Here is a 23,603-nt window from a genome sequence, read left to right as displayed (position 1 = left end):
GCATGCTCGAACTCTTCACCTCCGCCCTGGTCACCTTCTTCGTGGCCATCGACCCGCCCGGCGTGGCGCCGATCTTCGCGGCGCTGACCGATGGCGCGCCGAAATCGCACCGCCGTTCGATGGCGATCCGCTCGGTGGTGATAGCGTCGGGCGTGTTGCTGGGCTTTGCCCTGGGCGGTGCCTGGCTCTTGAACGCCATGCACATCTCGCTGGACGCTTTCCGCGCAGCCGGCGGTGTCCTGCTGTTCCTGATGGCGCTGGAAATGATCTTCGAAAAGCGCACCGAGCGCCGCGAGGAGCGCGCCGAGGAGATCATCGGCGAACACGACACCCACCCGGAAAAATGGGACGACATCTCGGTCTTCCCGATGGCCATCCCGATGCTGGCCGGCCCCGGCGCCATCGCCACGATGATGCTCTTCATGTCCGACGCCACCAGCCTGACCGAGCAGGGCATCGTGCTGGCGGCCGTGGCGATCATCCTGGTTTTCTGCCTCGTCGTCTTCCTGATGATCGGCCCGGTGATGAAGCTGATCGGCGACTCGATGGCCGCCATGATCACCCGGATCCTCGGCGTCATCCTCGCCGCACTGGCCGCGCAATTCATCTTCGACGGTATCAAGGGCGCCCTGATGGGCGGCTGACCGCCCTCGTCCCGCGTCCCCGCTTGCACCGCAAGGCCGAAGCGACTATCTCCGGAAGCCTGACTTTCGGAGACTTTATGTCCATCAGCCAAGAGGCCCGGTAGGGCCCGGTCAAGACCGACCGGGCCTGATCGATCAACGCTGCCGCATGCGTGAGCTGCGGCCGGCGTTCTCGTGCGCCTTTTTCAAGCTGACATCACCATGGACATATCCAAACCCGAGCAGCGGGTCCTGCACCTGCTCGCCCAGGGCGGCCGTATCGATTTCGAGAAGGACGAACGCGGCCGCATCATCGACATCACCACCGTCACGCGCGACGGATGGGCCTGGAACGGTTGTTCCCTCGCCCTCTTCGCCAAGCTGCGGCGCCGGCGCTATATCGCGTCGCACGGCAGCGGCCCCTACCGGATCACCCGGCTGGGCCTGAAGCGCGTCCGGTCTCAACCCGACAACCGGTAACCGACTGCCGCCGGCACCCTCGCGGCGCCGGCGGCGGAAACCGATCGTTAGCCAAAACCTGCCATGATAAGGCCCTGAAGGACCGCTACCCGGTCTTTAGCGGGGGACTGGAGGAGTAGATGGCATTCCGCCTGATCGTGCTGCTCACGGCAGCCACCCTGTCATCGGCCGGCTTTACCGCTGCCGCCTGGAGCCTCACCCGCGGTCAGACCGACCAGGCGATCGCGTTCGGCTGGCCGGCGATTGCGGTCGCCATCACCGTCGCCATCCTCGTTCCCATGGGCAAGCGCCCCGGTTCGGCCGGCTAAAGCACTTTCAGCAAAAGTGGGGACCGGTTTTGCGGTCCGAAAATGCGTCCATAAAAAAGCTAGATCTTCGGCGAAAAGAACGGCGCGTAGAGGTCCGGCCGCCGGTCCCGGAAGAAGCCCCAGGCCGCGCGGTGACGCTGCAGGAAGTCCAGATCATAGGTCGCAGCAACCACGCCGCTCTCGTTCCGGCCCAGCTCTTCCAGCTTCTCGCCGGTGTGATCGGTGACAAAGGACGAGCCATAGAAGACCTGGCCGTCCTCATTGCCGATACGATTGGCGGCGATCACGGGAATGACGTTCGAGACCGCATGCCCCTGCATCGCGCGCTGCCAGCGGATAGCGGTGTCGAGGCTGTCGTCGTGCGGCTCCGACCCGATCGCGGTCGGATAGAGCAGCACTTCAGCGCCCAGCATGGTCATGCAGCGGGCCGCTTCCGGGAACCACTGGTCCCAGCAGATACCGACACCGATCTTGCCAGCCTTCGTGTCCCAGACCTTGAAGCCGGTATCGCCCGGGCGGAAGTAGAACTTCTCCATATAGCCGGGGCCGTCGGGAATATGGCTCTTGCGATAGATGCCCAGCGCCTTGCCATCAGCATCCAGCATGACGAGCGAATTATAATAATGCGGCCCGTCGCGCTCATAGATCGAGACCGGAATGACCACGCCCAGTTCCGCGGCCAGCGGCGCCAGGGCCGTCACGCAGGGATGCTCCATCGCCGGCCAGGCCGTCGCAAAGAAGCGCTCGTCCTGCACCTTGCAGAAATAGGGGCCCTGGAAGAGTTCCGGAGGCAGCACGACCTGGGCGCCACGGCCGGCAGCCTCGCGCACGAGCGCTTTCACGGTCGCGATATTGGCGTCCATGTCCTCGCCGAATGCCGCCTGCAGGGCAGCCACCGAAATCGTACGGGCCATCCCGTCAGTCCTCCATAACCTCTTCGATCCAGTCGCCCGGCCCGTCGCCGGTGCGCAGATCCATCACGGTCGGCCACAGCCACCAGGCCGGCCGGTTGTCCGAATTCCACAGCGCCACAAAGGCAAAACCCGTCTCCGGCTCGAGCACGATCTGGGCGCCATAGCCGGACAGGTACCCGGAATGCAGCACCAGCGTGCGATCACCCCATTCATAGATGCGCCAGCCCAGACCATAAGCCGTCGCATCGACCCGGTCGCGCAACCGGCCCAGCCGGCGCGTTTCGCGCAGCGTGTCGGTCAGCGGGCTGTGGATACGCGCACGCACGGCCTCGTCCAGCCCGGGCGCCGTGCCCAGCTGCACCTGCGCCCAGGCGATCAGATCGTTCAGCGACAGGTTGAGACCGGAAGCCGACGGGATGGTGTCATAGGGGGTGCTCGGATTTCCCGGCGTATTCGCGGTACGCCGCCACCCGCTGTGCGGCCGGGCCCAGGAGGGCGACGCCTCGAGCGCCGCCGTTCCGACCGAAGCGGCCGGCAGCCCCAGTGGCTCGATCAGGTATTCGCGCAGAGCCGTGTTGAAATCGGTCCCGGTCGCATCCTCCACGACGCTTTCCAGCGCGGAGAAGGCGACGTTCTGGTAGGTGTAGCAATCGCCGACCGGGCACAGGAGATCGACCCCGGCAAGGCGCATGCGAATGCGGTCCGGCGCCTGCCCGGCTTCCAGGTCCAGATCATAGGCATTGGGCGGCAGGCCGGTGCGATGGCTGGCGATTTCCTCCAGAGTCGGCTGGCGGTCACCGCGCAGCTGCAGGACATCGACAGGGACCGGCGCGCTCATGTCGACCAGGCCCTGCGCCTCGAGCACACCCAGCAAGGTACCGGTGAAGGTCTTCGAGACCGAAGCCGCGCGGAACATCGTCTCCGCGGTCACCGTCTCGCCGGAGCCGGCAGCCGTTTCGCCATGGGTATAGATGAAGACCGGCTCGCCGCGCTCGATCACGGCTGCCACAAGGCCGACCACGCGCTGGTCGCCCGCGGCCTCGTCCAGCCTTTCGCGCAGGGCGCCAAGATAAGGATAGTCTTCCCGCTCGGTCGGGCTGGCGCTGTCATGGCCGGCGGCCGGCACCGTCGAGGCGAGCACAAGACCCAGGGCAGTCAGTACGCTTCGCATCAATCCTCACACTCCGGGCTGATGGCATGTGACACAATGGAAAGCCCCTCCGCCCGAAAGTATGGCACGCGCTGACGATCCGACAACGGTGTGATGCGGAAACAGCGGACGCAGTGCTGCAACGGCTGCAGCGGCACTGGCCGTGCCATAGGTCGGCACGACGACATTGCGCGGTCCGATCACCCAGTTCATGTGGCTGGCGGGCACGATCTCGCCATCGCCCAGATCCACCCGTCCCGGCGAGGGGATGGTGTAGACTTTCAGCCGCCGGCCCTTGGCGTCGGTCATGCGCGAGAGCTGCCGCGCGATCGACGACAGCACCGCCGTCTGCGGATCGTCCTCGCCCGATGGCGCCTGGCAGATCACGACGCCCGGCCGGGCAAATCGGACGATATTGTCGATATGTCCGTCGGTGTGATCGGCCACCAGGCCCTCATCGATCCACAACACCTTGCGCACGCCGAAAGTCTGCTTGAGCACATCCTCGACCTGCGCCTCGGTCAGGCCGGGATTGCGGTTCGGATTGAGCAGGCATTGCCGCGTCGTGATCAGCGTGCCGTCGCCGTCGAACTCCAGCGCACCGCCCTCGGCGACCAGATCGACATGACGCTCGGGCGCATCCGCGAGGCGGGCGATCGCACCGCCGACCGTGTCGTCGCCGGGCAGTTCGTACTTGCCGCCCCAGCCATTGAAGCGGAAGCGGATGGCAACGTCCTTGCCGTGATCCCTGACGAAGACGGGACCGGTGTCGCGTGCCCAGACATCCCCGAACGCCTCGCGCACCACGCGCGCGCGGCGTCCCATCGCCTGGCGGGCCGAAGCCTCGGCCTGGGCCGTCGCCGCGAGCACGACCAGATCCAGCGTTTCGCCGCGGACGGACGGTTCGGCGAGCGCGTTGAGAAAGGCGCCGAACTCGGCCTGGGCCGGTTCGAGGTCCTCTTCCCAAAGATCGGCCGCAGACGGCCAGCAGGTGAAGATCCGCCGGACCGGAGCGGTCTCGTGCGGCAGGGTGAGTGCGGGGGTGAAAGGCAGGGTCGTCATGGGCCGCGGCTCTATCATGACGCGGCCTCGCGCGCGAGACACAAAACGAAGAAGGGCGGCCACAAGGGCCGCCCTTCCACAAGTCCGGTCATCCGGAAAGTCTGGCTTAGAACTCGTAGCGCAGACCGACGCGGATGGAGTACAGCGAGCTGCCGCGGCTGGCCGTGGAATTGGCACGGCTGCCGTTGAAGGAGTTGAAGCGGTACACGCAGTCACCGGCCGAGAGGCAGGCCGTGCGCGGCGCATCACCCGTCAGGGCCGTCGCACCGTCGACGCCATTGATGGCGACGTCGGCAGCGGACACCAGATCGGCGGACACGATGTTGGCCTGGCCGTAAGACGGGCCGTTCACTTGCGTGCCCCACTCGTCGTTCAGCAGGTTGGCCACGTTGAAGATGTCGATGACCATGTTCAGGCGGTTCTCACCGACCCACTGCTCAACAGCACCCGAGAAGAAGGGCAGTTCCTGCTGGATACGCAGGTCCCATTGCTGGTTCCACGGCGAGGTCAGCGAGTTGCCTTCGAAGATCTGACCGCGGGGCACACCTTCACCGTCGATCAGGTCGTTGAAGCCTGCCAGATCGAAGCCGCTGGCGTAGACGACGCGAGCGTCGGTGGCTTCCGGGATGTACAGCAGGTCCGCATCGTACGGGCTTTCACCCTGACCGGCGCGGCCGAAGAGCGGGTTCGAGGAACCCACGTCGAAGGTGTAGCTGTACGGAGAGCCCGAGGTGAACTCGCCGATCAGGTCGAAGCGGGTCGTCAGATCGCCGAAGAACTCACGCTCGTACCAGAAGGCCGTCACAAAACGGTCTTCAACCTGGTAGAGCGAGGTCGAGGCGGAAACGTTGTTCCGGTCCGACGTGGTCTGCGAACGCCAGGAGGAAATGCCGCGCGAAGACGTGTCGTACAGGGCCGACTGGACGTCCTGGTAGGCATAGCTGACGTTGAAGCCGAGACCGTTCTCGTACTCCTTGGACAGGCCGACGGTGAAGACGTGGCTTTCGCCGCTGTCGACATTCGTCAGCATGGTCAGGTTGGCTTCACCCAGATCGTCGAGGTCGGCATAGATGGTACGACCGTCCGGAGCCACACCCTGGGCGTAGCCGAGTTCCAGCTGAGCCAGGTTGTCCCAGGCGAAGCTGTTTTCGGACTTGGAGTACAGGTACTGCGCCGTGAAGACGTAGTCGCTGCCGAAGTCCAGACCACCGAAGCGCAGGTCGAAGCTCTGGTCCAGACGCAGGGACGCACGCCAGTCGGCCGGGATCTCGAAGTTCGGATCGATCATGTCGATCGAGACCGGGTTCTGGGCCGCCACCTGGTCACGCAGGGTTTGCGGGACGGTGAGGTCGGTGACAGAGGCGTTGTTCAGACGGGCATAGACCGTCGGCGTCTGGAAGGCGTTGGAGATCCAGACCTGCGGGGCGCCGCCCGAGAACAGGCCGAAGCCACCCGACACCGTCGTGCGGTCCAGGGCTTCCCAGCGGAAGCCTGCGCGCGGCATCAGGATGTCCTTGCCGTCCAGGTTGGCCGAGGTGTCACGGCCGTACTGGGCGGCGATGACCGGATCGGCATACGGCTCGTCGTCCTGGCTGTAACGCTCGTAGCGGACACCGTAGTTGACCGTCAGGTCGTCACGCAGCTGCCAAGTGTCTTCGGCGAAAGCCACGAAGCGGTCGAAGCCCCAGCTGGAAGCACCGTCAACAGCATTGTTGGACGTCACGTTGCGGTATTCGATGCGACCGATGCCGTCGATCAGATCCTGCGGGCTGGAGAAGGTGAATTCGCCGTTCGACTGCTGACCGAAGAGGTTGAACAGGTCGAACTGCTCGTACTCGCCGCCAACCGTGAAGATGTGGTCGTTCCAGGTGTAGTCGGCAGAACCGAACACGACGAAGCGGGTGTCGTTATACTCGTTGCCGTGACGGTAGATGTCGCAGCCTGCGACGATGTTGGACAGGTTCTGGGTGGCCAGGCCTTCCAGCGGGGTGCCGGCGAGTTCAGCAACGGTCCAGCCATCGAAGGAGAGCTGCGGCTGGTCGGAACCGGCGCCACAATTCTGGCCCTTCACGAATTCCGTGTTCGAAATCCGCAGGGTGGTGGACAGGCGATCAGACCAATCAGAGTAAACCTGCAGGGTCATCGCCTCGATTTCCAGCGGCACGCCGTAGAAAGCGGTGTCGTAGGAGTAGGCCGAGGTCGAGGTGTCGAGTTCTTCGGTCGACTGGTAGGTGAACGAGGCGCGGTGGTTCTCGTTGATGTTCCAGTCGAACTTGGCGAGCAGACGCTCGGAGGTCGACGGATAGGATTCCTGGAGCGGACGCGAGCCGATGTCAAAACCGTACTCGTTCTGCACCATGCTGGCGAGCGTCGTCCAGAAGGCCGGGTCGATGCCGGCGTTTTCGTACGTGGCAGAGCGGTCGGTCGGGGTCGCTGCGGTATACTCGTCGTAGGAGACCAGGAAGAACAGCTTGTCTTCGATGATCGGGCCGGAGATCGAGATGCCGTACTCTTCTTCTTCGTAGGGAACGGACGGGACGAGAACGCCGTCAGTCACGTTGCCGCGGAAGTCTTCGTCGGCACGGTAATAGAAGGCTGCGCCGTCGAACTCGTTCGTACCCGAGCGGGTCACGACGTTGATCAGGCCACCCTGGAAGTTACCCGAGGTCACCGAATAGTCGGCGGCCACGACCGAGGCGGACTCGACGATGTCGATGTTGATCGGCGAACGGCTGGTGGCATAGGTGTTCGAACCCAGGCCGAAATTGTCCTGCTGCAGCGAGCCGTCGATGGACACGGCGTTGAAGCGCGGGGACTGGCCGGCGATCGACATGAAGCTTTCGCCCGACTGGGAAACCAGCGGGTCGAGGCGCAGCGTGTCGATCAGGTCGCGGTTCAGCGACGGGGCGTTGGCGACGTCACGCGCGGAGTAGGTCGAACCCACACCATTGTTCAGGTCCAGCGTGTTGATGGCCTGGCCGGTGACCGTGATCACGTCTTCCGTGGCGGAGCTCAGACGGATGGTCAGCGGAGCCTGCGAGCCCGGCTGGATCATCAGGTCGTCGATCACGTCGCCCTGGAAGCCCGGAGCCGAAACGAAGATGCGGTAAGGACCGCCGACGCGCAGGCCGCTCTCGAAGAAGGAGCCGGTCGAGGTCGTGGTGGCCGAGCCGGAGGTGCCGGACGGCAGGTGCATGATGGTGACGGACGCGCCGGACACCGGAGCGCCGTTTTCGTCGACCACGGTGCCGCGCAGCTGTGCAGACGTCACCTGGGCGTGAACGGCAGCCGGAGCGGCGGCCAGCAGGGCGATGGTCGCCGCGCTATAGGAAAGCTTTTTCATAAAAGACATGGAGCATGTCCCCCAATGGATGATCAGATGGGGGCACGGCCCCCGGGTACGAAGCACGCGCCTCGTACGCCGGGCGTGAAAACTTTCCAAGACGTATATGAGAAGCTTTTGTGACACCCCGGCGGGTTAACCCTGGCGCCGGATTGGTCGCTGCAACGCAGCAAACCCAAAATATGTGTGTGCAGCCGCACAAAACCTCAAAATCCGGGATGCCGGCGTGTCCAGCACCCGGAATTTTCTCCACGGCGCCCCTTTACCGGCCCGTGCGAAAAGCGCATAGGCTGCGGCGAAAATGTTACACTTTTCAGCAGCGGAAACGGGACGTCCGAATGACTGATTCCACCTTCGCCGAATCTTCACGGACGAATCCCTGGCGACAGGCGACGATCGGGCTGATTATCGGCGTCGCGTTGATGCGCCTTGTGGCATTGGCAATCTCGCCGGTTGCGCTCTACGCAGACGAGACCCAGTACTGGATCTGGTCCCGCGAGTTCGACTGGGGATATTTCTCCAAGCCCCCGATGATCGCCTGGCTGATCGCCGCATCGACGACCCTTCTCGGTGACAGCGACTTCGCCGTCCGCCTGCCGGCGCCCCTGCTGCATTCGGTAACGGCGGCCTTCCTCTTCGCAAGCGCACAAAGACTGGCGGACAGCCGGGCCGGCTTCTGGGCCGCGGCCGTCTATCTCACCCTGCCCTCGATCTGGCTGTCCGGCGTCGTCATCTCGACCGATGCGCTGCTGCTGTGTGCCTGGTCGGCCGGTCTCTACACCCTGCTGCGCCTGCGTGAGGATGGCGGCTGGGTTTCCGCGGCGGGTCTGGGCCTCGCCATCGGCCTCGGCTTCCTGTCGAAATACGCGATGATCTATTTCGTCGTCGGCACGGCCATCGGCATCGTGATCGACGCACCGTTGCGCCGGGCGCTGCTGGGCCTGAAAGGTGCCGTCGCCGCACTCATCGCGCTCGCCTGCCTGGCCCCCAATCTCGCCTGGAACGCAGCAAACGATTTCGCCACCGTCACGCACACGGCGGCCAATGCAAACTGGGGCGGCGACCTGTTTCATCCCGCCGAAATGGCCGAATTTCTTGTCGAGCAGATCGCTGTCTTCGGCCCCGTCCTGTTTCCGGTGCTGATCGGCCTGCTGATCGCCGGCGCACTGAAGCTTCGCAACATCGCACCCGAACGCCGCCTGCTCGCCGCCTTCATCCTGCCCGCGATCCTCGCCGTCTCGATCCAGGCTTTCATCAGTCGGGCCCATGCCAACTGGGCGGCCGGTGCCTATGTGGCCGCAACGCTCCTGGTCACACTCTTCCTTCTGAACGGACCCGCCTGGCGCCGCGCCGTGCTGATCGGCTCAATCGCCCTGCACAGTGTTGTCGGTATCGGCTTTGCCGTGATGGCCGCCAGCCCGGCTCTGGTGGAGATGGCCGGCCTCGACAACGCGACCAAGCGTATCCGCGCCTGGCCGGAAACCGCCGCCGCCATCGCCGAAGCCGCCGCCGCGGACGACTATGCCTTCATCGTGTTCGACGACCGCAATGTCTTCCACCAGACCCAGCGCTATGCGCCTTCGCTGCAGACGGAGATGCGCATGTGGCTGCGCTATTCCGGTCCCGTGAACCATGCCGAGGATATCTGGCCGCTGCCGGAGACGATCGACGGCCCCGTGCTGATCGTCTCCCACAGGCCGCTGGAAGTGCCGCGCCTGCGGGAGGACTTCCGGACTTTCGAAAGCGTGGGCGAACTGGCCATTCCGCTCGACGGCGGCCGCACGCGCGACTTCACCCTCTGGCGGGCCGAAGGACATGTCCGGGTCGAGCGCGATGCTGCGTATGAAGACCGCTGGCAGGCGATCGACGCGGAAGCCGGCGTCGTGCGCGGATACTCCAACGACGACGGGTAAGGCCCCGTCCTTCCCCTTGATGGGGAAGGGGGACCGCGCCGAAGGCGTGGTGGATGGGGTGGCGGCGAGGTCTTCGCGACTATGCAATCAGACAGCCGGCACCGGGATTCACCCCTTCCGAGCCAGCGCTATGCGCTGGCCCACCTTCCCCATCGAGGGGAAGGACGACAAACCTCCGGGACTGCCTGTCCCCGCTAGCCGCGCAGCTCTTCCAGCCCCAGTGCGAGGGTCAGATTCTGCATCGCCTGGGTGGCCGCGCCCTTGAGGAGATTGTCCAGCGCGCTGACGATGACGGCGCGCCGGCCGCTCTCATCCACCGCGAAGCCGCCGATCACCGCGCCGGGATTGCCGGCACCGTCGCGCACTTCCGGGATGCGCTCGACGACCTCGATCAGCGGTTCGTCAGCATAGGCGTCACGGAAGCATCCGATCAGCGTGTCGCGATCCATCGGCTCGGCCAGCTCGACATGCACCGTCGCCACGATGCCGCGGAAGAATTGCGCGACATGCGGCGTGAAGCGGACGCTCTCGCCGAGATGCCGGCTCATCTCGCCCTCATGGATATGCCCCATCAGGGCATAGGGCATCAGATTGTCGGCCAATGCATCCGGGTCATTCTTGCGCGATGGCGTCGTGCCGGCGCCGGAATAGCCCGAGACGCCGAACACATGCGCCGGACCGGCCAGGCGGCCGCGCAGCGGCGCGATAGCCAGCTGGCCGGCGGTGGCATAGCACCCCGGATTGGCAATGCGGCGGGCATGGCGGATCGCCTCACGGCCGTGGATTTCCGGCAGGCCGTAGACCCAGCTGTCGTCAAACCGGTAGTCGGCCGACAGGTCGACAATCACGGTTCCGGCCGGAATGGCCGCGACAAACGGCGCCGCGGCCCCGTTCGGCAGCGCCAGGATCACGGCATCGACGGGCCGCGCGCCGACATCCTCCGGCGACAGCGCCTCGAATGCGAGATCGCCGCCGATTTCCGGCGCCATGTCGGCCACGGGCTTGCCGGCAAACTCGCGCGAACCGGCATAGGCCAGAACCATGTCGTCGCGGCCGCCGATCAGGCGCAGCAATTCCCGGCCGGTATGTCCGCGTGCACCGATCAGTCCGATCCGGGCGGTCATTTCGGTGCCTCGAGCGTGGGCGGCAGGGAGAAGGCTTTCTCGACCACGGCATCGATCCCGGTCAGGCTGACATCCTCGCCGCGCCAGAACACGGTCCATTCATCGCGGCGCACTGCGCCATCGCATTCGTCGAAATAGAAACCGTTGACCGGATTGCTGGTGCGCGACCGCCAGATCAGGCGCGGCGCGTACTCGACCAGGCGGTGCCAGACGGCCCGGCCCAGGCCCTCACCGCGCGCGTCGTCGAGCACGGCGAACTTGTCCAGATAGATCCAGTCGTCCAGCCGGGTGGTGAGGGCCGCGGCCCGATAGCTGTCGGTCACGAAGGCCTGGTCGATCACAAGACTGTCCCAGTAACCGGCGATCGGCGGACGGCCGAACGCCTTGGTCACCAGGCTGTCCAGCTTGGCGATATCGAGTTCGTCCTTCGACGAGGCCGCCTTGATGCGCTCGCCACGGCGGATCAGCGTACCGGCACCGGCATGGGTGAAGAGCTCGCGCGCCAGTTCGGCCGGACGCGTGATCGACACAGAGGATGACAGCGGCAGGTCGTCGAGCAGGCGCTTGATCTCCTCGAGCTTCAGCCGCATGCCGCCATTGACCCAGTCGGCATCCATCAGCTCGGCGAAATCGGTCGCCAGGTTGATGGAGGACAGGATATCGCCGTCCTCGTCGAGCAGCCCGCCCGTCCCGGTGAGGAAGACGACCTTGTAGGGCTGCAGCGCATGCACCAGGGCACGCACGGCGGTATCGGCATTGACGTTGACGAGACACCCGTCGGCCGTCTCCCCCAGACAGGCCAGGATCGAGGCCTGGCCGGCCCGGGCCGCAGCCGCCACCAGGTCCAGCCGGACCCGGCTCGGCTCGCCGACCCGTCCGAGTGTCTTCTCGTCAACCAGTTCGGCCTCGAACACGCCGCGCGGGATGGCCGCCGCACGGCCGCCGGCGGCGCGGATCGCGTCCACCAGGGCGAGATTGGCTTCGGTCAGCGTGTCGCGGATGATCGGGATGGCCGGTTCACGCGTGACGCGCAGGCCATTGATCCGTTCGGTGGCAATGCCCGCCGCGTCGAGCGCTGCATCCAGCTGCGGCCCGCCGCCATGCACCACGACCGGCGTCAGACCGACCGTCTGCAGGAAGGCCAGCGCCGAGGCGAGCCCGTCCAGATCGTCCTGGATGACCGCACCGCCGACCTTGATGACGGCAAAGCGTTCCTGGTCGACGCCGGAGAAGCGGTGCAGATATTCGCGGATCTCCTTGCCGTCGCGCATGTGCGACAGCAATTGGACAATGGTCTGGCGAACCGGGGGCTGGACCGGATCCTTGCCGCTCATTCCGCCCCCCCTTGCAAGGCGAGGGCTTCCATGACGGCCTTCTGGACGTGCAGGCGGTTTTCTGCCTCGTCGATCCCCATGAAGGCGTCGCTGTCGACCACGGCATCGGCAATCTTCACATTGCGGCGCATCGGCAGGCAGTGAGAAACGACGGCATTATTGGTCAGCGCCATCTTTTCCGGCGTGATCATGAAGTCGGCACCCTTCGCCCGGAACGGCGCTTCCTCGCCCCAATTTCCGTAGAAGGGCAGCGCCCCCCAGCTCTTGGCATAAACGACATCGGCACCCGAATAGGCCGCCTCGATATCGGTCGTCAGCGTCACCGAACCGCCGCCTTCAGCCGTAAAGCGTTCCGCGGCTGACATGTAGCGCTCGTCGAGACGGTAGACGTCATCCGGCACCAGGATGCGGACATTGGCGCCGAATTTCGATGCGATCAGCAGCGCGGAATTGGCCACGGCCGTGTTCAGCGGCTTGGGATGCGGCACCCAGGTCAGAAGATAATTCTTGCCCGCCACCGGACCGGAGCGCTCCTGCAGGGCCAGCATGTGGGCCAGTTCCTGACAGGGGTGGACGATGGTCTCCATATTGATGACCGGCACCGTCGCATGTTTCGCGAAAGCGGAGATCATCGGATCCTCGCGCTCGGCCTGCCAGTTCTTGAATTCCGGGAAGCAGCGGATGGCGATCAGGTCGACATAGCGCGACAGCACGCGCGCGGCCTCGCGCACATGCTCTTCCTCGGCACCGTCCATGATGGCGCCGTCACCGAACTCCATCGGCCAGGTCGCGCCCTTTGCGTCGAGCACGATGGCGTGGCCGCCCAGCTGGTGCGCGCCGATGTCGAAACTCGATCGTGTTCGCAGCGAGGGGTTGAAGAAGACCAGCGCAATCGACTTGCCCTCCAAGGATCGGCTCTTCACGCCCGACTTGAAGGCGGCTGCTCGGTCGAGCAGGCCCTGAAGTTCGTTGCGGGACCAATCTTCGGTGGACAGGAAATGGCGCATCTAACGTCCTCGTTTCGCCTTCGGTGACAGGAGTCCCGGGCTGTTCAGGGTCCGGGCGGCGTCATGTGTACACATCAATGCCGCGAGTGCACGGGGAAATTCCGCATCCAGGGTCGTGGATACTGTCAATATGGCAATTCCCGGCGGATTGTGGAACAAGCCGGAAAAGCCGAGGGAGCTGCGCCACATGTCCGTTCTTGCCGTCATTCCCGCCCGCTACGGGTCGACCCGCTTTCCCGGTAAACCGCTGGCGAAGATCGCCGGCAAGATGATGATCGAGCGGGTCTGGCGGATCGCCGCGGCAGCCGACGGGGTCGACCGCGTCGTGGTCGCAACCGACGACGAGCGCATCCTGGACGCCGTAACCGCCGCCGGCGGCGAAGCGGTGATGACAGACCCGGCCTGCCGCAACGGGACGGAACGCGCACTCGATGCCATGCGCCGTCTCGACAGCGATGCGGAAATCGTCATCAACGTGCAGGGCGACGCGCCCCTGATCCCGCCCTGGGTGATCGGCGGTGTCGCCGGGACGCTGCGGGCGGACCCCTCACTTCAAATGGCCACACCCGCCATCGAACTGCCCGCGGAGACCGAAACCCGGATGCGCGCCGACAAGGCGAAAGGCTCGGCCTCGGGCACGACCGTCGTCTTCAACAAGGCGATGGACGCGATGTATTTTTCCAAGGCCGTCATCCCTTTCCGGCGCAAGCCGGGAGAAGGCGCGCCGACCTATCAGCATATCGGCCTCTACGGCTATCGCCGCGACACGCTTGAGAAACTGGTCGCGCTGGAGCCCACGCCTTTCGAACTCACCGAGAGCCTGGAACAATTGCGTGCCCTGGAGAACGGCATCCCGATCCGCGTCGTGCTGACCGATTATCGCGGCCGCTCGGCCTGGTCGGTCGATGCACCGGAGGATGCCGTGCGCGTGGAAGAGATCATCGCCCGCGAAGGAGAGCTGGTGGCATGACGAAAATCCTGCTCGCCCGCCACGGCAATACATTCGGTCCCGGCGACACGCCGGTCTGGGTCGGCGCGAAGGAAGACCTGCCGCTGGTCGAGAGCGGCGAGGCCCAGGCCCGGGCGCTGGGCGAAGCCCTGGCCGCGTCCGGTCTGACACCGGGCCGCATCGTCTGCGGTCCGCTGAAGCGCACGCGGCGCGCCGCGGACATCGTCGCCGGACTGACCGGCTTTGCCGGCACGCCCGAAATCGACGAACGCCTGAAGGAGATCGACTACGGCGCCTGGGGCGGCAAGTCGAATGACGAGATCGTCGCCGCCTTCGGTCAGGACGCGCTGGACAGCTGGGACAAGCATCACCGCCGCCCGGACGGCGCCGACTGGTCGCCGGACGAGGCGACACTGAAGGCCAATGCGCTCGCGGCCATGCGCGATGCGGCACAGGGTCCCCTCACCCTCATCGTCACATCAAACGGCGTGCTGCGCTACATGCATGCCGCGCTGAGCGGTGCCGACAGCAATGCAAAGGTGAAGACCGGCCATATCTGCGCCGCCGATATCGAGGGCGAGGCCGGCGCCCGGCTGTTCTGGAACGAAAAACCCGATGCCGGACTGCTGGCGCAGACCTTCGGCTAGAGCGGCTTCATCGCAATAGGGGGCGATGAAATCGCTCCGGTTTTCTGAGTGGCCGCATTTTCGAGCCGCAAAACCGGTGCCCACTTTTGCTGAAAATGCTTGTCTTATGACTCTAGTCGACGCGGTCGAGGAAGGTACTGATCTCGGCCCAGGCCTCCGGCTCGGTCATGAAGGGGGCATGGCCCACATCGGGCACTTCCACCACGCCCAGATCGGGCTTGCGCCGGCGCATCTCGGCCACCGTTTCCGGCGAGAGAAGATCGCTGATCCCGCCACGCACGACGAGGGCCGGAATGGTACGGAAGGGTTCCCAGAGCTCCCAGAGCTCCGGCAGCGGGCCGTCATCGCCGCCCAGCATGGACAGGATCGCGCCGTCATAATCGAGCACGACCGCGCCATTCTCGCCGTCGATCCAGGTCTTTTTCGCAAAGTCGAGCCAGAAGGCCTCGTCGTCGGCCCGCGCCGGGAAGGCGGCCAGATTGCTGTCGCGCGTGCGCGCCGCCGCCTCGTCCCAGCTGGCCGCCGGATCGCGGCTGGACGTGTTCAGCTTGATCCGGTCCAGGCCTTCTTTCGAGACCACCGGTCCGACATCGTTGATCACCGCCGCGGCGATGCGTTGCGGCTGGATGCCGGCGACGACAAAGGTCATCAGACCGCCCATCGACGTGCCCACAAACACCGCCCGGGCAATCCCCAGCGTATCGAGCAGGCCCAGCATGTCGGCGGCATAGACCGGCGGCTGGTAACGCTCGACCTGCGGGTCCGGATCGGAGCGGCCGCGGCCGCGCTGGGAGGCGACGATCACCCGCCGCCCCTTCGCCGCGATCTTCGGCGCCAGATCCTCGAAGTCCTTCACATTGCGCGTCAGACCGTGCAGGCACAGCACCGGCACGCCGGTCTCTGTGCCCTGGGCCGGATAGTCGCGATAATGGATGCGCAGCCCGTCGGCATTGGTGAAGAAATGGTCTGTGAACATGGTACCGGTCATCAGCTGGGTTCGGCCTCGGTCGGCGGCTCCGCTTCCGGCACCGGCACGGTCTCGCCCTCGCCTTCCCAGTCGCGGGCCAGATAACGCGCGGCCCAGAACATGAAGAAGGCAGCCACCAGATAGAGGCTGGCTCCGATCAGGATGGAAATGCGCAGCGAACCGTCACCGAAGGTCGGCTGCAGCGCGGTCGACAACCGGCCCAGCACGTAGACGCCCCCGCCAATACCCAGAAGATTGTTGATCAGCAGGAAGACCGACGAGGCGCTGGTGCGCATGTGCGGCGGCACCAGGTGCTGGAAGGCCGAGAGAACCGGTCCCAGCCAGGCCAGGCCCAGCGCCGTCGGGATGAACAGCAGGGCGACCGCCATCGTCGCGGACGGCGACATCACGCCGGCCCAGTAGAGCGGCGCGCACAGCAGGAAGGCGACGGCGGGAACCGTGGCGAAGGCCGAGCGCTTGCGCTTGCCCATCCAGTCACCCATCACGCCGCCCAGGAAGATGCCCAGGCTGCCGGCCACGAACAGCACGCCGCCGAACAGCCAGCCCGTCTCGGTCAGCGACAGCTGGAAGCTGCGCGCAAAGAAGGAGGGCAGCCAGAAGAAGACGCCATAGCCCATCATCGACGAGGCCGAGGCGCCCAGGATCATCAGCCAGAAGCTCGGCTTGCGCAGGGCCAGCATCATGAATTCGCGGAAGGTGGCGAAGAAGAAACCGATCAGCGCACCCGCGATGGCCCGGCCGATCAGCCAGGCGATCGCTGCCGTGCCGATGGGGGCACCGCCCGTCAGGGCCGGCACGAACCAGGCCACAAGGCCCGGCAGGACCATCAGGACAGACAGGCCGAGCGCCAGCGGCAGCCCTTTCGACTGACGCCCGATCCACTGCCCGCCAAACCAGCCGCACACGGCGGCGACAGCCGCGGTCACGGCGAGCAGGCCGACCGACTGCACCGGGGTCGCACCGAACACAACAGCGTTGAAGATGGAGAGCAGGCTGGGCAGGGCGAGCAGCGCCGCACCGGCAATCGACAGGATGCGGATGCGATCGGCCGGATAGACATCGACCGTGTCCTTCGGCGCATCCACCTTGGCGGCCACGGCCGGCGCATCATATTGCCCGCGCTTGGGCTCGCGCACGACGAGTTTGAAGATCGGCGCCAGAACGATGCCGGCAATACCGACGATGAAGAAGGCGGAGCGCCAGTCCAGCGCGTCGGAAATGCCGCCGCCGGCAATCTGCGAACCCGCGATGACACCGAAGGCGCTGCCCACGGGAATGCCGAGCGAGTAGATCGCCAGCGCCCTGGCGCGCTTGGAGGGCGGATAATAGTCGGCGATGATCGTGTAGGCCGGCGCGACGCCGCCCGCCTCGCCGACACCCACGCCGACGCGGGCCAGGAAGAGCTGCATGAAGTTCTGGGCGAAGCCGCTGAGCGCCGTGAAGCCGCTCCAGATCGTCAGCGCCGCCGTCATGATCCAGGTCCGGTTGAACCGGTCGGCAAACCAGGCGATCGGCACGCCCAGCGTGGAATAGAGGAGCGCGAAAGCGATACCGCCGAGCAGGCCGAGCTGTTCGTCGGTCAGGCCCAGGTCTTCCTTGATCGGGATGGCCAGGATGGAAATGATCTGGCGGTCCAGGAAGTTGAACGCATAAACCAGGAACAGCAGCACCATGACCAGGCTGCGATAGCCTGCTCCGGGCAAGTTGCCGCCTTGCGCAGCACCTGCATTCGTATCCGCCATGATCTCTCCCCTCAGGCGTACCGGTCTTTCGACCCACTCTTCTTTTGTGTGGTCAACACCAAACATGAATGGTCATTCAGGTTTGGTCAAACCCCATTTGCGCTCGATCTCAGTGACGCCACCCCTTGTGCGCGACGAGCACGAATGCAGGATGTGCCACAGTTTTGCGCCAAAGCCCAAGGCCCAGTTGGCCGCAACATGGGGGAGAACCATGAAACGACTAGTTTTGAGCACTCTGGCAAGCGGGCTCCTGCTCGCCGCCTGCACCCCGGCAGACGAGGCGGACACGGACGCCGCGCCGGCACCGGAGACGACCACCGGGACGACTGACGCGGGCCATTCCGCGCCGGCGGAAGATACCGGAGTTTCCAGCGCCGCGATCGCGGAAGCCGATATGCGCCGCATGATCTCGACCCTCGCGGATGATGAATTCGAGGGCCGCGCGCCGGCCACGCCGGGCGGGATCGCCGCCAGCCAGTGGATCGCCGACGAGATGGCCCGTATCGGTCTCGAGCCCGGCTATGAGGGCAGCTATTTCCAGCCGGTGCCGCTGCTGGAAGTCACGCTGGACGAGAGCACGTCCAGCTTCGACATCGCCCACAATGGCGAGCCGCTCGGCCTCACCGCCAATGAAGACGTGGTGTTCTGGACCAAGCGCGCCACCGAAGAGGTCTCGCTCGACAGCTCGGACCTGGTCTTTGTCGGCTATGGCGTCGTCGCGCCGGAATACGGCTGGAACGACTATGAGGGCGTCGATGTCGAGGGCAAGACGGTGGTCATGCTGGTCAATGATCCCGGCTATGCCGATCCCGATTCCGGCCTCTTCAACGGCAATGCGATGACCTATTACGGCCGCTGGACCTACAAGTATGAGGAAGCGGCCCGCCAGGGCGCGGCCGGCGTCATCCTGATCCACCAGACCGCCCCGGCCTCCTATGGCTGGAACGTGGTTTCGGGCTCCTGGACCGGCGCCCAGCTGGATCTCGCGCGCGAACCAGGCGAAGGCACATTTGCTGCCGTCGAGAGCTGGGTCACCGAGGATGTGGCCCGCCAGCTGTTCGACCTGTCCGGTCTCGATTTCGATACCCTGACCGCTGCCGCCTCGCAGGCGGATTTCGAGGCCGTGCCGATGGAAGGCCTGACCGCCTCCGCGACGCTGCACAATTCCACCCGCACGCTCGACTCGCGCAATGTCGTCGGCATTGTCCCGGGCACGACGCGGCCGGACGAGTACGTCATCTACACCGCACACTGGGACCATATCGGTATCCGCGACGTGGCCGAGGGCGAGGACGGCATCTATAACGGCGCCGTCGACAATGCGACCGGCACCGCCGCCATCCTCGAGATCGGCGAGGCCTTCATGGCCAATCCGCCGGAACGTTCGGTGATGATCCTGGCCGTGACGGCCGAGGAATCCGGCCTGCTGGGCTCGGCGTATTACGGCGAGAACCCGATCGTCCCCTTCAGCCAGACTGTCGGCGGTATCAATATCGACGCCATGCTGCCCACCGGCCGCTCGCGCGATATCATCGTCGTCGGCCACGGCGCGTCGGAGCTGGAAAACGTTCTGGAGAGCGTCGCCTCGGAGCAGGACCGCTACATCGTGCCGGACCCCAATCCGGAAGCCGGCTATTTCTACCGCTCCGATCATATCTCGCTCGCCAAGCACGGCGTGCCGATGCTGTATGCCGATGGCGGTGAAGACCTGCGCGAGGGCGGCACGGAAGCCGGCCAGGCCGCGGGCGAGGACTATCGCGCCAATCGCTATCACGGCCCGGCCGACGAGTACTCGGCCGACTGGCCGATGGACGGCATGATCGAGAATGTCGAACTGTTCTACGAGGTCGGTTCGCGCCTCGCCAATTCGGACGACTGGCCGAACTGGTATGAAGGCAACGAGTTCCGCGCCCTGCGCGACGAACAGCGCGGCGAATAGTGCTGGCGCAGGCCTGACAGGAAAGGGGCGGCTCCGCTGGAGCCGCCCCTTTTTCGTGTGCGGTATCCGATATCCGCGATCAGAAGGTCCGGCGGAAGACGATCTTCTCGCCGCGCTCTTCCAGGCGCGCGGTATAGCGGGCTTCGTCCAGCACGGCGCCGGAGTGGATGCAGTAGACGGTGCGTGCTTCGGAGATGCGCGGCCAGTGCAGGAAGTCGCACAGGCGCGACTGCATGCCGGCGGAGACGTTGATCTCCATCGAACCGAGGCTCTGGGCGTAGGCCAGATTGCTCTGGAACATGCCCTCCTCGCGGATCCTGTCCAGCGCAGACATGAAGTCGCCGCCGACGAAGTCGCGGATATTGCGCCCCTCGATCTCGTGGCGTGCCATGCCGAACAAATCCAGCGCACCGCGCGAGATCGCCTTCACCATGCCCATCGAATCCGTCACGAACTCGACCGACGGGTTCAGCGTGATGAGATCGACCCAGGTCGGCGCCGGTGCGACGACGAAGGCATCCTGGACGAGTTCCGCCATGCGGCGCTTGACCCGTTCGGGCGGGTCGCTGTCGCCGTTCTCCCAGCGCGAGATCATCGCCTGGGTCACGCCCAGATCTGCCGCCAGCGCGGCCTGCTTGAGCCGTTTGGACATCCGGAAATTCCGGATCACCGACGGCCAGTTCACCTTGCTGGAAGACACAGACAGTTTGATATCCTGTACCAATTCTGCCCCCCCTTCAGGGCTCAGCGTGCCGGGTGGAGCGCGACCTTTCCAGCCCGCTCGCGGCACAGTGTTTCGTATTCGGCCTCGTCGATCGGGGCACCGGACAGCATCCAGCGGATCGCCCCATCCTCGCCCGTGTGCGGCCAGTGCAATCCTTCGATGCACAGGCTGCTCACCTGTCCCTCGCGATCGACGAAGGTATATCGGTCCACACTTTCGACGCTTTCGAGCCTGCCGTCAAAGAATCCCGACGCGCCAAGCGTTTGGAAGAGGGCCGGCAGGTCGCCGGAGAGCAGATCATCCAGCCTGGTGCCTTCAACCTCGGCGCGCTCGCGCGCCAGCAGACGCAGCAGCCCGGCGCTGGCCGTCTCGATCGTGCCGGTGCGGTCGATCACCGCTGCAATGCCGGGCTGGGCGGCGGTGTGGCTGCGCCAGTCGATCAGCGGCGTCGAAACCTCGCCGGTCTCGAATAGGTCCATGATACGGGCGCGCATCTCGGCACTCGGGGTCACCACACCGGATTCCCAGCGCGACACCATCGCCTGGGTCACGCCGAGATCGGCCGCCAGGGCCGCCTGCTTGATATTGTGGGTGAAGCGGAACCGGCGCAGCCGCGCCCGCCAGAGGTCCGGCGGCTCGCTGGCAACAGCCCTCTGCGCCCGCCTCGGCATGTCAGATACCCTTGCGGATCACGCGCGGACCGCCCAGCCGCAGCCGGACGTCATCGAAGACGGCCTGGGTCACTTCGGCCGCCGACAGCAGCCAGACGATACGCGGACCGGGCAGGAAGGTCGGCCGGTGCAGGCCATGCACCAGGCGTGTCACGGGCGCCCCCTTGCCCGGCGGCAGGAACTCGATCCGGTCCATGCTTTCCGCCGACGCGACACGGCCCTCGAAGAAGCCGCTGGTGTCGAACGTGTCGAACAGGTCGACGAGATCGCCCTGGAACGCCTCGGCCAGATAGCGGCCCTCGACAGCGTGACGTTCGCAGCCCAGCGTCCTGACAAGACCGCGGCTGGCGCGCTCGATCCGCCCGCGGCCGTCGATCACGGCGACGAGGGAGGGGTGCCGTCCGATCCGGTCCATCCAGGCCGCGCGCGAGACCGAGGTGTGCGACGACCAGTAGAGGTCGAAAATGCGTTCCTGGATTCGCGGACTGGGGAGCGCCATGCCGCTTTCCCAGCGCGACACCATGGTCTGGGTGACATCGAGATCGTGCGCCAGCGCGGCCTGTTTCAGCCCCTTGGACAAGCGGTAATGCCGGATCACCGACGGCCAGTGGATGGCCTGGGTCTCGATCGTGCGGGTCATCGAATTCATGTGCGCATCTCCGTTCCGGACGGGGCGCCGGCCACGAGGGGCAGCGGTTATATTTTATAACCCTAAACCGGTTCGATGTGAAGATGGATGCCTAACGCTACCTTTCGGACGCAATGCCGGACATGCATCGCGACAGTTTTGTGAAATTGTCACCCGGTTGCCGTTTGCCGATTGATCCGCCGACAGGGAAATTGCTACCTGCCCCCGCACTTCCCGGAAGAAAGGTAGTCCGTCATGGCTGATCTCACGCTTGCAGCCTGGGCCTTCTCGATTGTCGGCTTTCTGATCGCCTCCTATTCGATCGTGGCCAACGACGCGATCCAGACGCTGGGCACCTTTCTGTCCTCCAATGCCAAGCGCCCCTGGTGGATCCTCTGGCTCTATGCCTGCTCGATCCTGACGGCGGTGATGCTGTGGGGCTATTTCGGCGGCAATCAGGACATCGCCTTCGACCGGCTGAACGAGCTGCCCTATCCCGAAGGCGGCGTGAAATGGTGGCATGCCATTCCCCCGCTCTTCCTGCTGGTGCTGACGCGCTACGGGGTGCCGGTCTCCACCACCTTCCTCGTCCTGACGATCTTCGCCCTCACCGGCGGCGCCGAGACCGAAGGCGTGCTGCCGAAAATGCTGACCAAGTCGGCGCTGGGCTACATCGTCGCCATCGGCGCGGCCTTCGTCGTCTACCTGATCGTCTCGCGCATCTTCGAGCGCTGGGTGCATCGCACCCACAGCGAGCCGCACAAGCCCTACTGGTTCGTGCTGCAATGGCTGTCGACCGCCTTCCTGTGGTCGCAATGGCTGATGCAGGACCTCGCGAACATCTTCGTCTTCCTGCCGCGCACGACCGAGCTCGTGCCGGTGATGGAAAACGGCGCCCCGCTGCTGCAGGACGGCGTCGCCGTGATGCAGACCCAGGTCACCTTCTCGCCGATGCTGCTGGTCTTCGCGACCCTGGTGATGCTGGCGCTGCACGCGATAATCTTCGCGACGCGCGGCGGCGAGATCCAGAAGATCGTCCTGAGCAAGACCAATACGACCGACGTGCGCGCCGCCACGCTGATCGACTTCATCTACGGCGTGATCCTGTATTTCTTCAAGGAACTGAACGACATCCCGATGAGCACCACCTGGGTCTTCCTGGGCATGCTGGCCGGCCGCGAGATCGCGATCTCCTATGTCGCCGGCCTGCGCTCGCACATGGATGCGCTCTGGGACGTCATCTCCGATGTCCTGCGTGCCTTCATCGGCCTGGTGATCAGTGTCGTCCTGGCCATCCTGCTGCCGGCCATCGCACGCGGCGAATTCGGCCTCCTGATGTCGGACCTGCCGGGCTATGTCGGACGCGCCCTCGGTTTCTGACTTTCATTCGCGAGCAAAGTTCATCAAATATGAGTGCCGTCCCGCGGCGCGCTTCCCTAAGACCGGATTCACCTTGGGGACTGGAAGTGACAGCGGGAATGGACTGGGCATCACGCGTTCGCACCGTGCGGCAAAGGCTGCACTTGAAGCAGGTCGCCCTGGCTCAACTCATCGGGGTGAGCCAGACCTATGTATCGAGACTTGAGGCCGGCAGTGTCACGCCGCCCGACGATATCGTGGCGGCGCTGGAACGCCTGAGCGAGGATCCGCGTACGCGCAGCCCGTTCGACGACCTGCTGGCGCTGGTGCGGTTCAGCCCGTTTGCCTGTTTCGTCGCGCGTGCCCTTCCCGCCGACGGCCGCTTTCCCGTCGAGGCCGCGAGCATGTCCATGCGCGAGACCTATCTCGGAACCGGCTGCCTCGATCTGACGGATGATGACAGGCTCGCCGAACTCTGCGCACACGCGGCCGCGCTCCACGAGGCCGGGCTTTGCGAAGGCCGGGTCCTCGCCGCGACGGCACCTTGGACGGCCCCGAAGGGCGAGACCGTGACGCTGCACTATGTGCCGCTGCGCGACGGGGCGGGCGGCTGCTTCATCCATGCCAGCCTGTCCGCGCCCGACGGATCGGACCGGCTGCGCATCACGCCGGCCGACCATCTGTCCGCCACCGGCTGA

Annotated in this window: 21 protein-coding genes and 1 pseudogene; 9 read left to right on the top strand and 13 right to left on the bottom strand. The window is 65.3% G+C overall.

Going from position 1 to position 23,603, the window contains the following annotated elements:
* Positions 1–2 precede the first annotated feature (2 nt).
* The 3 genes from PKE71_RS07210 to PKE71_RS07200 all read left to right on the top strand — a co-directional run bounded on the left by PKE71_RS07210 (position 3) and on the right by PKE71_RS07200 (position 1,411).
* Positions 3–644, top strand: coding sequence for a MarC family protein (locus tag PKE71_RS07210; protein WP_271186276.1), 642 nt, complete (start codon positions 3–5; stop codon positions 642–644).
* Between the two features lie 201 nt (positions 645–845).
* A complete protein-coding gene (locus tag PKE71_RS07205; protein WP_271186275.1) occupies positions 846–1,103 on the top strand; it encodes a YjhX family toxin in 258 nt (85 codons plus the stop codon).
* A gap of 119 nt (positions 1,104–1,222) precedes the next feature.
* Positions 1,223–1,411 carry a hypothetical protein gene (locus PKE71_RS07200; protein ID WP_271186274.1) on the top strand — a complete coding sequence of 63 codons (189 nt, stop codon included), beginning with the start codon at positions 1,223–1,225 and terminating at the stop codon, positions 1,409–1,411.
* Between the two features lie 59 nt (positions 1,412–1,470).
* Here PKE71_RS07200 and aguB read toward each other — a convergent pair whose 3' ends face one another.
* The 4 genes from aguB to PKE71_RS07180 form a co-directional block, all read right to left on the bottom strand.
* Positions 1,471–2,325 carry an N-carbamoylputrescine amidase gene (gene aguB, locus PKE71_RS07195; protein ID WP_271186273.1) on the bottom strand — a complete coding sequence of 285 codons (855 nt, stop codon included), beginning with the start codon at positions 2,323–2,325 and terminating at the stop codon, positions 1,471–1,473.
* Between the two features lie 4 nt (positions 2,326–2,329).
* Positions 2,330–3,496, bottom strand: coding sequence for a serine hydrolase domain-containing protein (locus PKE71_RS07190; RefSeq protein ID WP_271186510.1), 1,167 nt, complete (start codon positions 3,494–3,496; stop codon positions 2,330–2,332).
* Positions 3,497–3,502: 6 nt separating this feature from the next.
* On the bottom strand, positions 3,503–4,537 hold the full coding sequence (locus PKE71_RS07185) for an agmatine deiminase family protein (protein WP_271186272.1): 1,035 nt from the start codon (positions 4,535–4,537) through the stop codon (positions 3,503–3,505).
* Between the two features lie 106 nt (positions 4,538–4,643).
* Positions 4,644–7,889 carry a TonB-dependent receptor gene (locus PKE71_RS07180; protein WP_271186271.1) on the bottom strand — a complete coding sequence of 1,082 codons (3,246 nt, stop codon included), beginning with the start codon at positions 7,887–7,889 and terminating at the stop codon, positions 4,644–4,646.
* Between the two features lie 329 nt (positions 7,890–8,218).
* Between PKE71_RS07180 and PKE71_RS07175 the strand changes: the two genes are divergently transcribed.
* On the top strand, positions 8,219–9,793 hold the full coding sequence (locus tag PKE71_RS07175) for an ArnT family glycosyltransferase (RefSeq protein ID WP_271186270.1): 1,575 nt from the start codon (positions 8,219–8,221) through the stop codon (positions 9,791–9,793).
* A gap of 194 nt (positions 9,794–9,987) precedes the next feature.
* Here the strand turns inward: PKE71_RS07175 and argC are convergent, their stop codons facing one another.
* From argC to PKE71_RS07160, 3 genes are read right to left on the bottom strand one after another with little or no spacing between them, the layout of a single operon-like run.
* Positions 9,988–10,917: an N-acetyl-gamma-glutamyl-phosphate reductase gene (argC, locus tag PKE71_RS07170; protein ID WP_271186269.1), complete on the bottom strand. Its 930-nt coding sequence runs from the start codon at positions 10,915–10,917 to the stop codon at positions 9,988–9,990.
* Positions 10,914–12,251, bottom strand: coding sequence for an acetylglutamate kinase (locus PKE71_RS07165; protein ID WP_271186268.1), 1,338 nt, complete (start codon positions 12,249–12,251; stop codon positions 10,914–10,916). Before PKE71_RS07165 ends, argC begins: the two co-directional genes overlap by 4 nt.
* On the bottom strand, positions 12,248–13,258 hold the full coding sequence (locus tag PKE71_RS07160) for an N-acetylornithine carbamoyltransferase (RefSeq protein WP_271186267.1): 1,011 nt from the start codon (positions 13,256–13,258) through the stop codon (positions 12,248–12,250). Before PKE71_RS07160 ends, PKE71_RS07165 begins: the two co-directional genes overlap by 4 nt.
* A 187-nt stretch (positions 13,259–13,445) precedes the next feature.
* Here PKE71_RS07160 and kdsB point away from each other — a divergent pair, with 187 nt between their 5' ends.
* Together kdsB and PKE71_RS07150 are read left to right on the top strand one after the other, a co-directional pair.
* Entirely contained in the window at positions 13,446–14,228 is a 783-nt protein-coding gene (gene kdsB, locus PKE71_RS07155; protein ID WP_271186266.1) for a 3-deoxy-manno-octulosonate cytidylyltransferase, read from the top strand.
* Positions 14,225–14,854, top strand: coding sequence for a histidine phosphatase family protein (locus PKE71_RS07150; protein ID WP_271186265.1), 630 nt, complete (start codon positions 14,225–14,227; stop codon positions 14,852–14,854). The genes kdsB and PKE71_RS07150 overlap by 4 nt, the downstream gene beginning before the upstream one ends.
* A 112-nt stretch (positions 14,855–14,966) precedes the next feature.
* Here the strand turns inward: PKE71_RS07150 and PKE71_RS07145 are convergent, their stop codons facing one another.
* The 3 genes and pseudogenes from PKE71_RS07145 to PKE71_RS17695 all read right to left on the bottom strand — a co-directional run.
* Complete coding sequence (locus PKE71_RS07145; protein WP_271186264.1) at positions 14,967–15,842, bottom strand: alpha/beta fold hydrolase; 876 nt, start codon at positions 15,840–15,842, stop codon at positions 14,967–14,969.
* Positions 15,842–16,522 (bottom strand): MFS transporter, encoded by a 681-nt coding sequence (locus PKE71_RS17700; RefSeq protein ID WP_407069890.1) that lies wholly within the window; start codon positions 16,520–16,522, stop codon positions 15,842–15,844. The genes PKE71_RS07145 and PKE71_RS17700 overlap by 1 nt, the downstream gene beginning before the upstream one ends.
* A gap of 375 nt (positions 16,523–16,897) precedes the next feature.
* Positions 16,898–17,584, bottom strand: a pseudogene (locus tag PKE71_RS17695) (MFS transporter); the annotation flags it as partial.
* A gap of 211 nt (positions 17,585–17,795) precedes the next feature.
* Here PKE71_RS17695 and PKE71_RS07135 point away from each other — a divergent pair.
* A complete protein-coding gene (locus PKE71_RS07135) occupies positions 17,796–19,523 on the top strand; it encodes a M28 family metallopeptidase (protein WP_271186262.1) in 1,728 nt (575 codons plus the stop codon).
* A 79-nt stretch (positions 19,524–19,602) separates the two neighbouring features.
* Here PKE71_RS07135 and PKE71_RS07130 read toward each other — a convergent pair whose 3' ends face one another.
* The 3 genes from PKE71_RS07130 to PKE71_RS07120 are packed head-to-tail and all read right to left on the bottom strand — an operon-like array spanning position 19,603 to position 21,567.
* Positions 19,603–20,223, bottom strand: coding sequence for a helix-turn-helix domain-containing protein (locus PKE71_RS07130; protein ID WP_271186261.1), 621 nt, complete (start codon positions 20,221–20,223; stop codon positions 19,603–19,605).
* A 44-nt stretch (positions 20,224–20,267) separates the two neighbouring features.
* On the bottom strand, positions 20,268–20,918 hold the full coding sequence (locus PKE71_RS07125) for a helix-turn-helix domain-containing protein (protein ID WP_271186260.1): 651 nt from the start codon (positions 20,916–20,918) through the stop codon (positions 20,268–20,270).
* 1 nt (position 20,919) lies between these two features.
* Positions 20,920–21,567, bottom strand: a complete 648-nt coding sequence (locus PKE71_RS07120) for a helix-turn-helix domain-containing protein (RefSeq protein WP_271186259.1) — start codon at positions 21,565–21,567, stop codon at positions 20,920–20,922.
* 234 nt (positions 21,568–21,801) lie between these two features.
* Here PKE71_RS07120 and PKE71_RS07115 point away from each other — a divergent pair, with 234 nt between their 5' ends.
* Positions 21,802–22,926 carry a hypothetical protein gene (locus PKE71_RS07115; protein WP_271186258.1) on the top strand — a complete coding sequence of 375 codons (1,125 nt, stop codon included), beginning with the start codon at positions 21,802–21,804 and terminating at the stop codon, positions 22,924–22,926.
* Positions 22,927–23,024: 98 nt separating this feature from the next.
* Positions 23,025–23,603: a helix-turn-helix domain-containing protein gene (locus PKE71_RS07110; RefSeq protein ID WP_271186257.1), complete on the top strand. Its 579-nt coding sequence runs from the start codon at positions 23,025–23,027 to the stop codon at positions 23,601–23,603.

The sequence above is a fragment of the Maricaulis virginensis genome (assembly GCF_027922185.1).
Taxonomy (GTDB): domain Bacteria; phylum Pseudomonadota; class Alphaproteobacteria; order Caulobacterales; family Maricaulaceae; genus Maricaulis; species Maricaulis virginensis.
This window is presented reverse-complemented; position numbering and strand designations above follow the sequence as displayed.

Excerpts from the sequence above, each read along its gene's own strand:
- PKE71_RS07210 (WP_271186276.1), top strand. The coding sequence starts at position 3 with ATGCTCGAACTCTTCACCTCCGCCCTGGTCACCTTCTTCGTGGCCATC.
- PKE71_RS07205 (WP_271186275.1), top strand. The coding sequence starts at position 846 with ATGGACATATCCAAACCCGAGCAGCGGGTCCTGCACCTGCTCGCCCAG.
- PKE71_RS07200 (WP_271186274.1), top strand. The coding sequence starts at position 1,223 with ATGGCATTCCGCCTGATCGTGCTGCTCACGGCAGCCACCCTGTCATCG.
- aguB (WP_271186273.1), bottom strand. The coding sequence starts at position 2,325 with ATGGCCCGTACGATTTCGGTGGCTGCCCTGCAGGCGGCATTCGGCGAG.
- PKE71_RS07190 (WP_271186510.1), bottom strand. The coding sequence starts at position 3,496 with ATGCGAAGCGTACTGACTGCCCTGGGTCTTGTGCTCGCCTCGACGGTG.
- PKE71_RS07185 (WP_271186272.1), bottom strand. The coding sequence starts at position 4,537 with ATGACGACCCTGCCTTTCACCCCCGCACTCACCCTGCCGCACGAGACC.
- PKE71_RS07180 (WP_271186271.1), bottom strand. The coding sequence starts at position 7,889 with ATGTCTTTTATGAAAAAGCTTTCCTATAGCGCGGCGACCATCGCCCTG.
- PKE71_RS07175 (WP_271186270.1), top strand. The coding sequence starts at position 8,219 with ATGACTGATTCCACCTTCGCCGAATCTTCACGGACGAATCCCTGGCGA.
- argC (WP_271186269.1), bottom strand. The coding sequence starts at position 10,917 with ATGACCGCCCGGATCGGACTGATCGGTGCACGCGGACATACCGGCCGG.
- PKE71_RS07165 (WP_271186268.1), bottom strand. The coding sequence starts at position 12,251 with ATGAGCGGCAAGGATCCGGTCCAGCCCCCGGTTCGCCAGACCATTGTC.
- PKE71_RS07160 (WP_271186267.1), bottom strand. The coding sequence starts at position 13,258 with ATGCGCCATTTCCTGTCCACCGAAGATTGGTCCCGCAACGAACTTCAG.
- kdsB (WP_271186266.1), top strand. The coding sequence starts at position 13,446 with ATGTCCGTTCTTGCCGTCATTCCCGCCCGCTACGGGTCGACCCGCTTT.
- PKE71_RS07150 (WP_271186265.1), top strand. The coding sequence starts at position 14,225 with ATGACGAAAATCCTGCTCGCCCGCCACGGCAATACATTCGGTCCCGGC.
- PKE71_RS07145 (WP_271186264.1), bottom strand. The coding sequence starts at position 15,842 with ATGACCGGTACCATGTTCACAGACCATTTCTTCACCAATGCCGACGGG.
- PKE71_RS17700 (WP_407069890.1), bottom strand. The coding sequence starts at position 16,522 with ATGCTGGCCCTGCGCAAGCCGAGCTTCTGGCTGATGATCCTGGGCGCC.
- PKE71_RS07135 (WP_271186262.1), top strand. The coding sequence starts at position 17,796 with ATGAAACGACTAGTTTTGAGCACTCTGGCAAGCGGGCTCCTGCTCGCC.
- PKE71_RS07125 (WP_271186260.1), bottom strand. The coding sequence starts at position 20,918 with ATGCCGAGGCGGGCGCAGAGGGCTGTTGCCAGCGAGCCGCCGGACCTC.
- PKE71_RS07120 (WP_271186259.1), bottom strand. The coding sequence starts at position 21,567 with ATGAATTCGATGACCCGCACGATCGAGACCCAGGCCATCCACTGGCCG.
- PKE71_RS07115 (WP_271186258.1), top strand. The coding sequence starts at position 21,802 with ATGGCTGATCTCACGCTTGCAGCCTGGGCCTTCTCGATTGTCGGCTTT.
- PKE71_RS07110 (WP_271186257.1), top strand. The coding sequence starts at position 23,025 with ATGGACTGGGCATCACGCGTTCGCACCGTGCGGCAAAGGCTGCACTTG.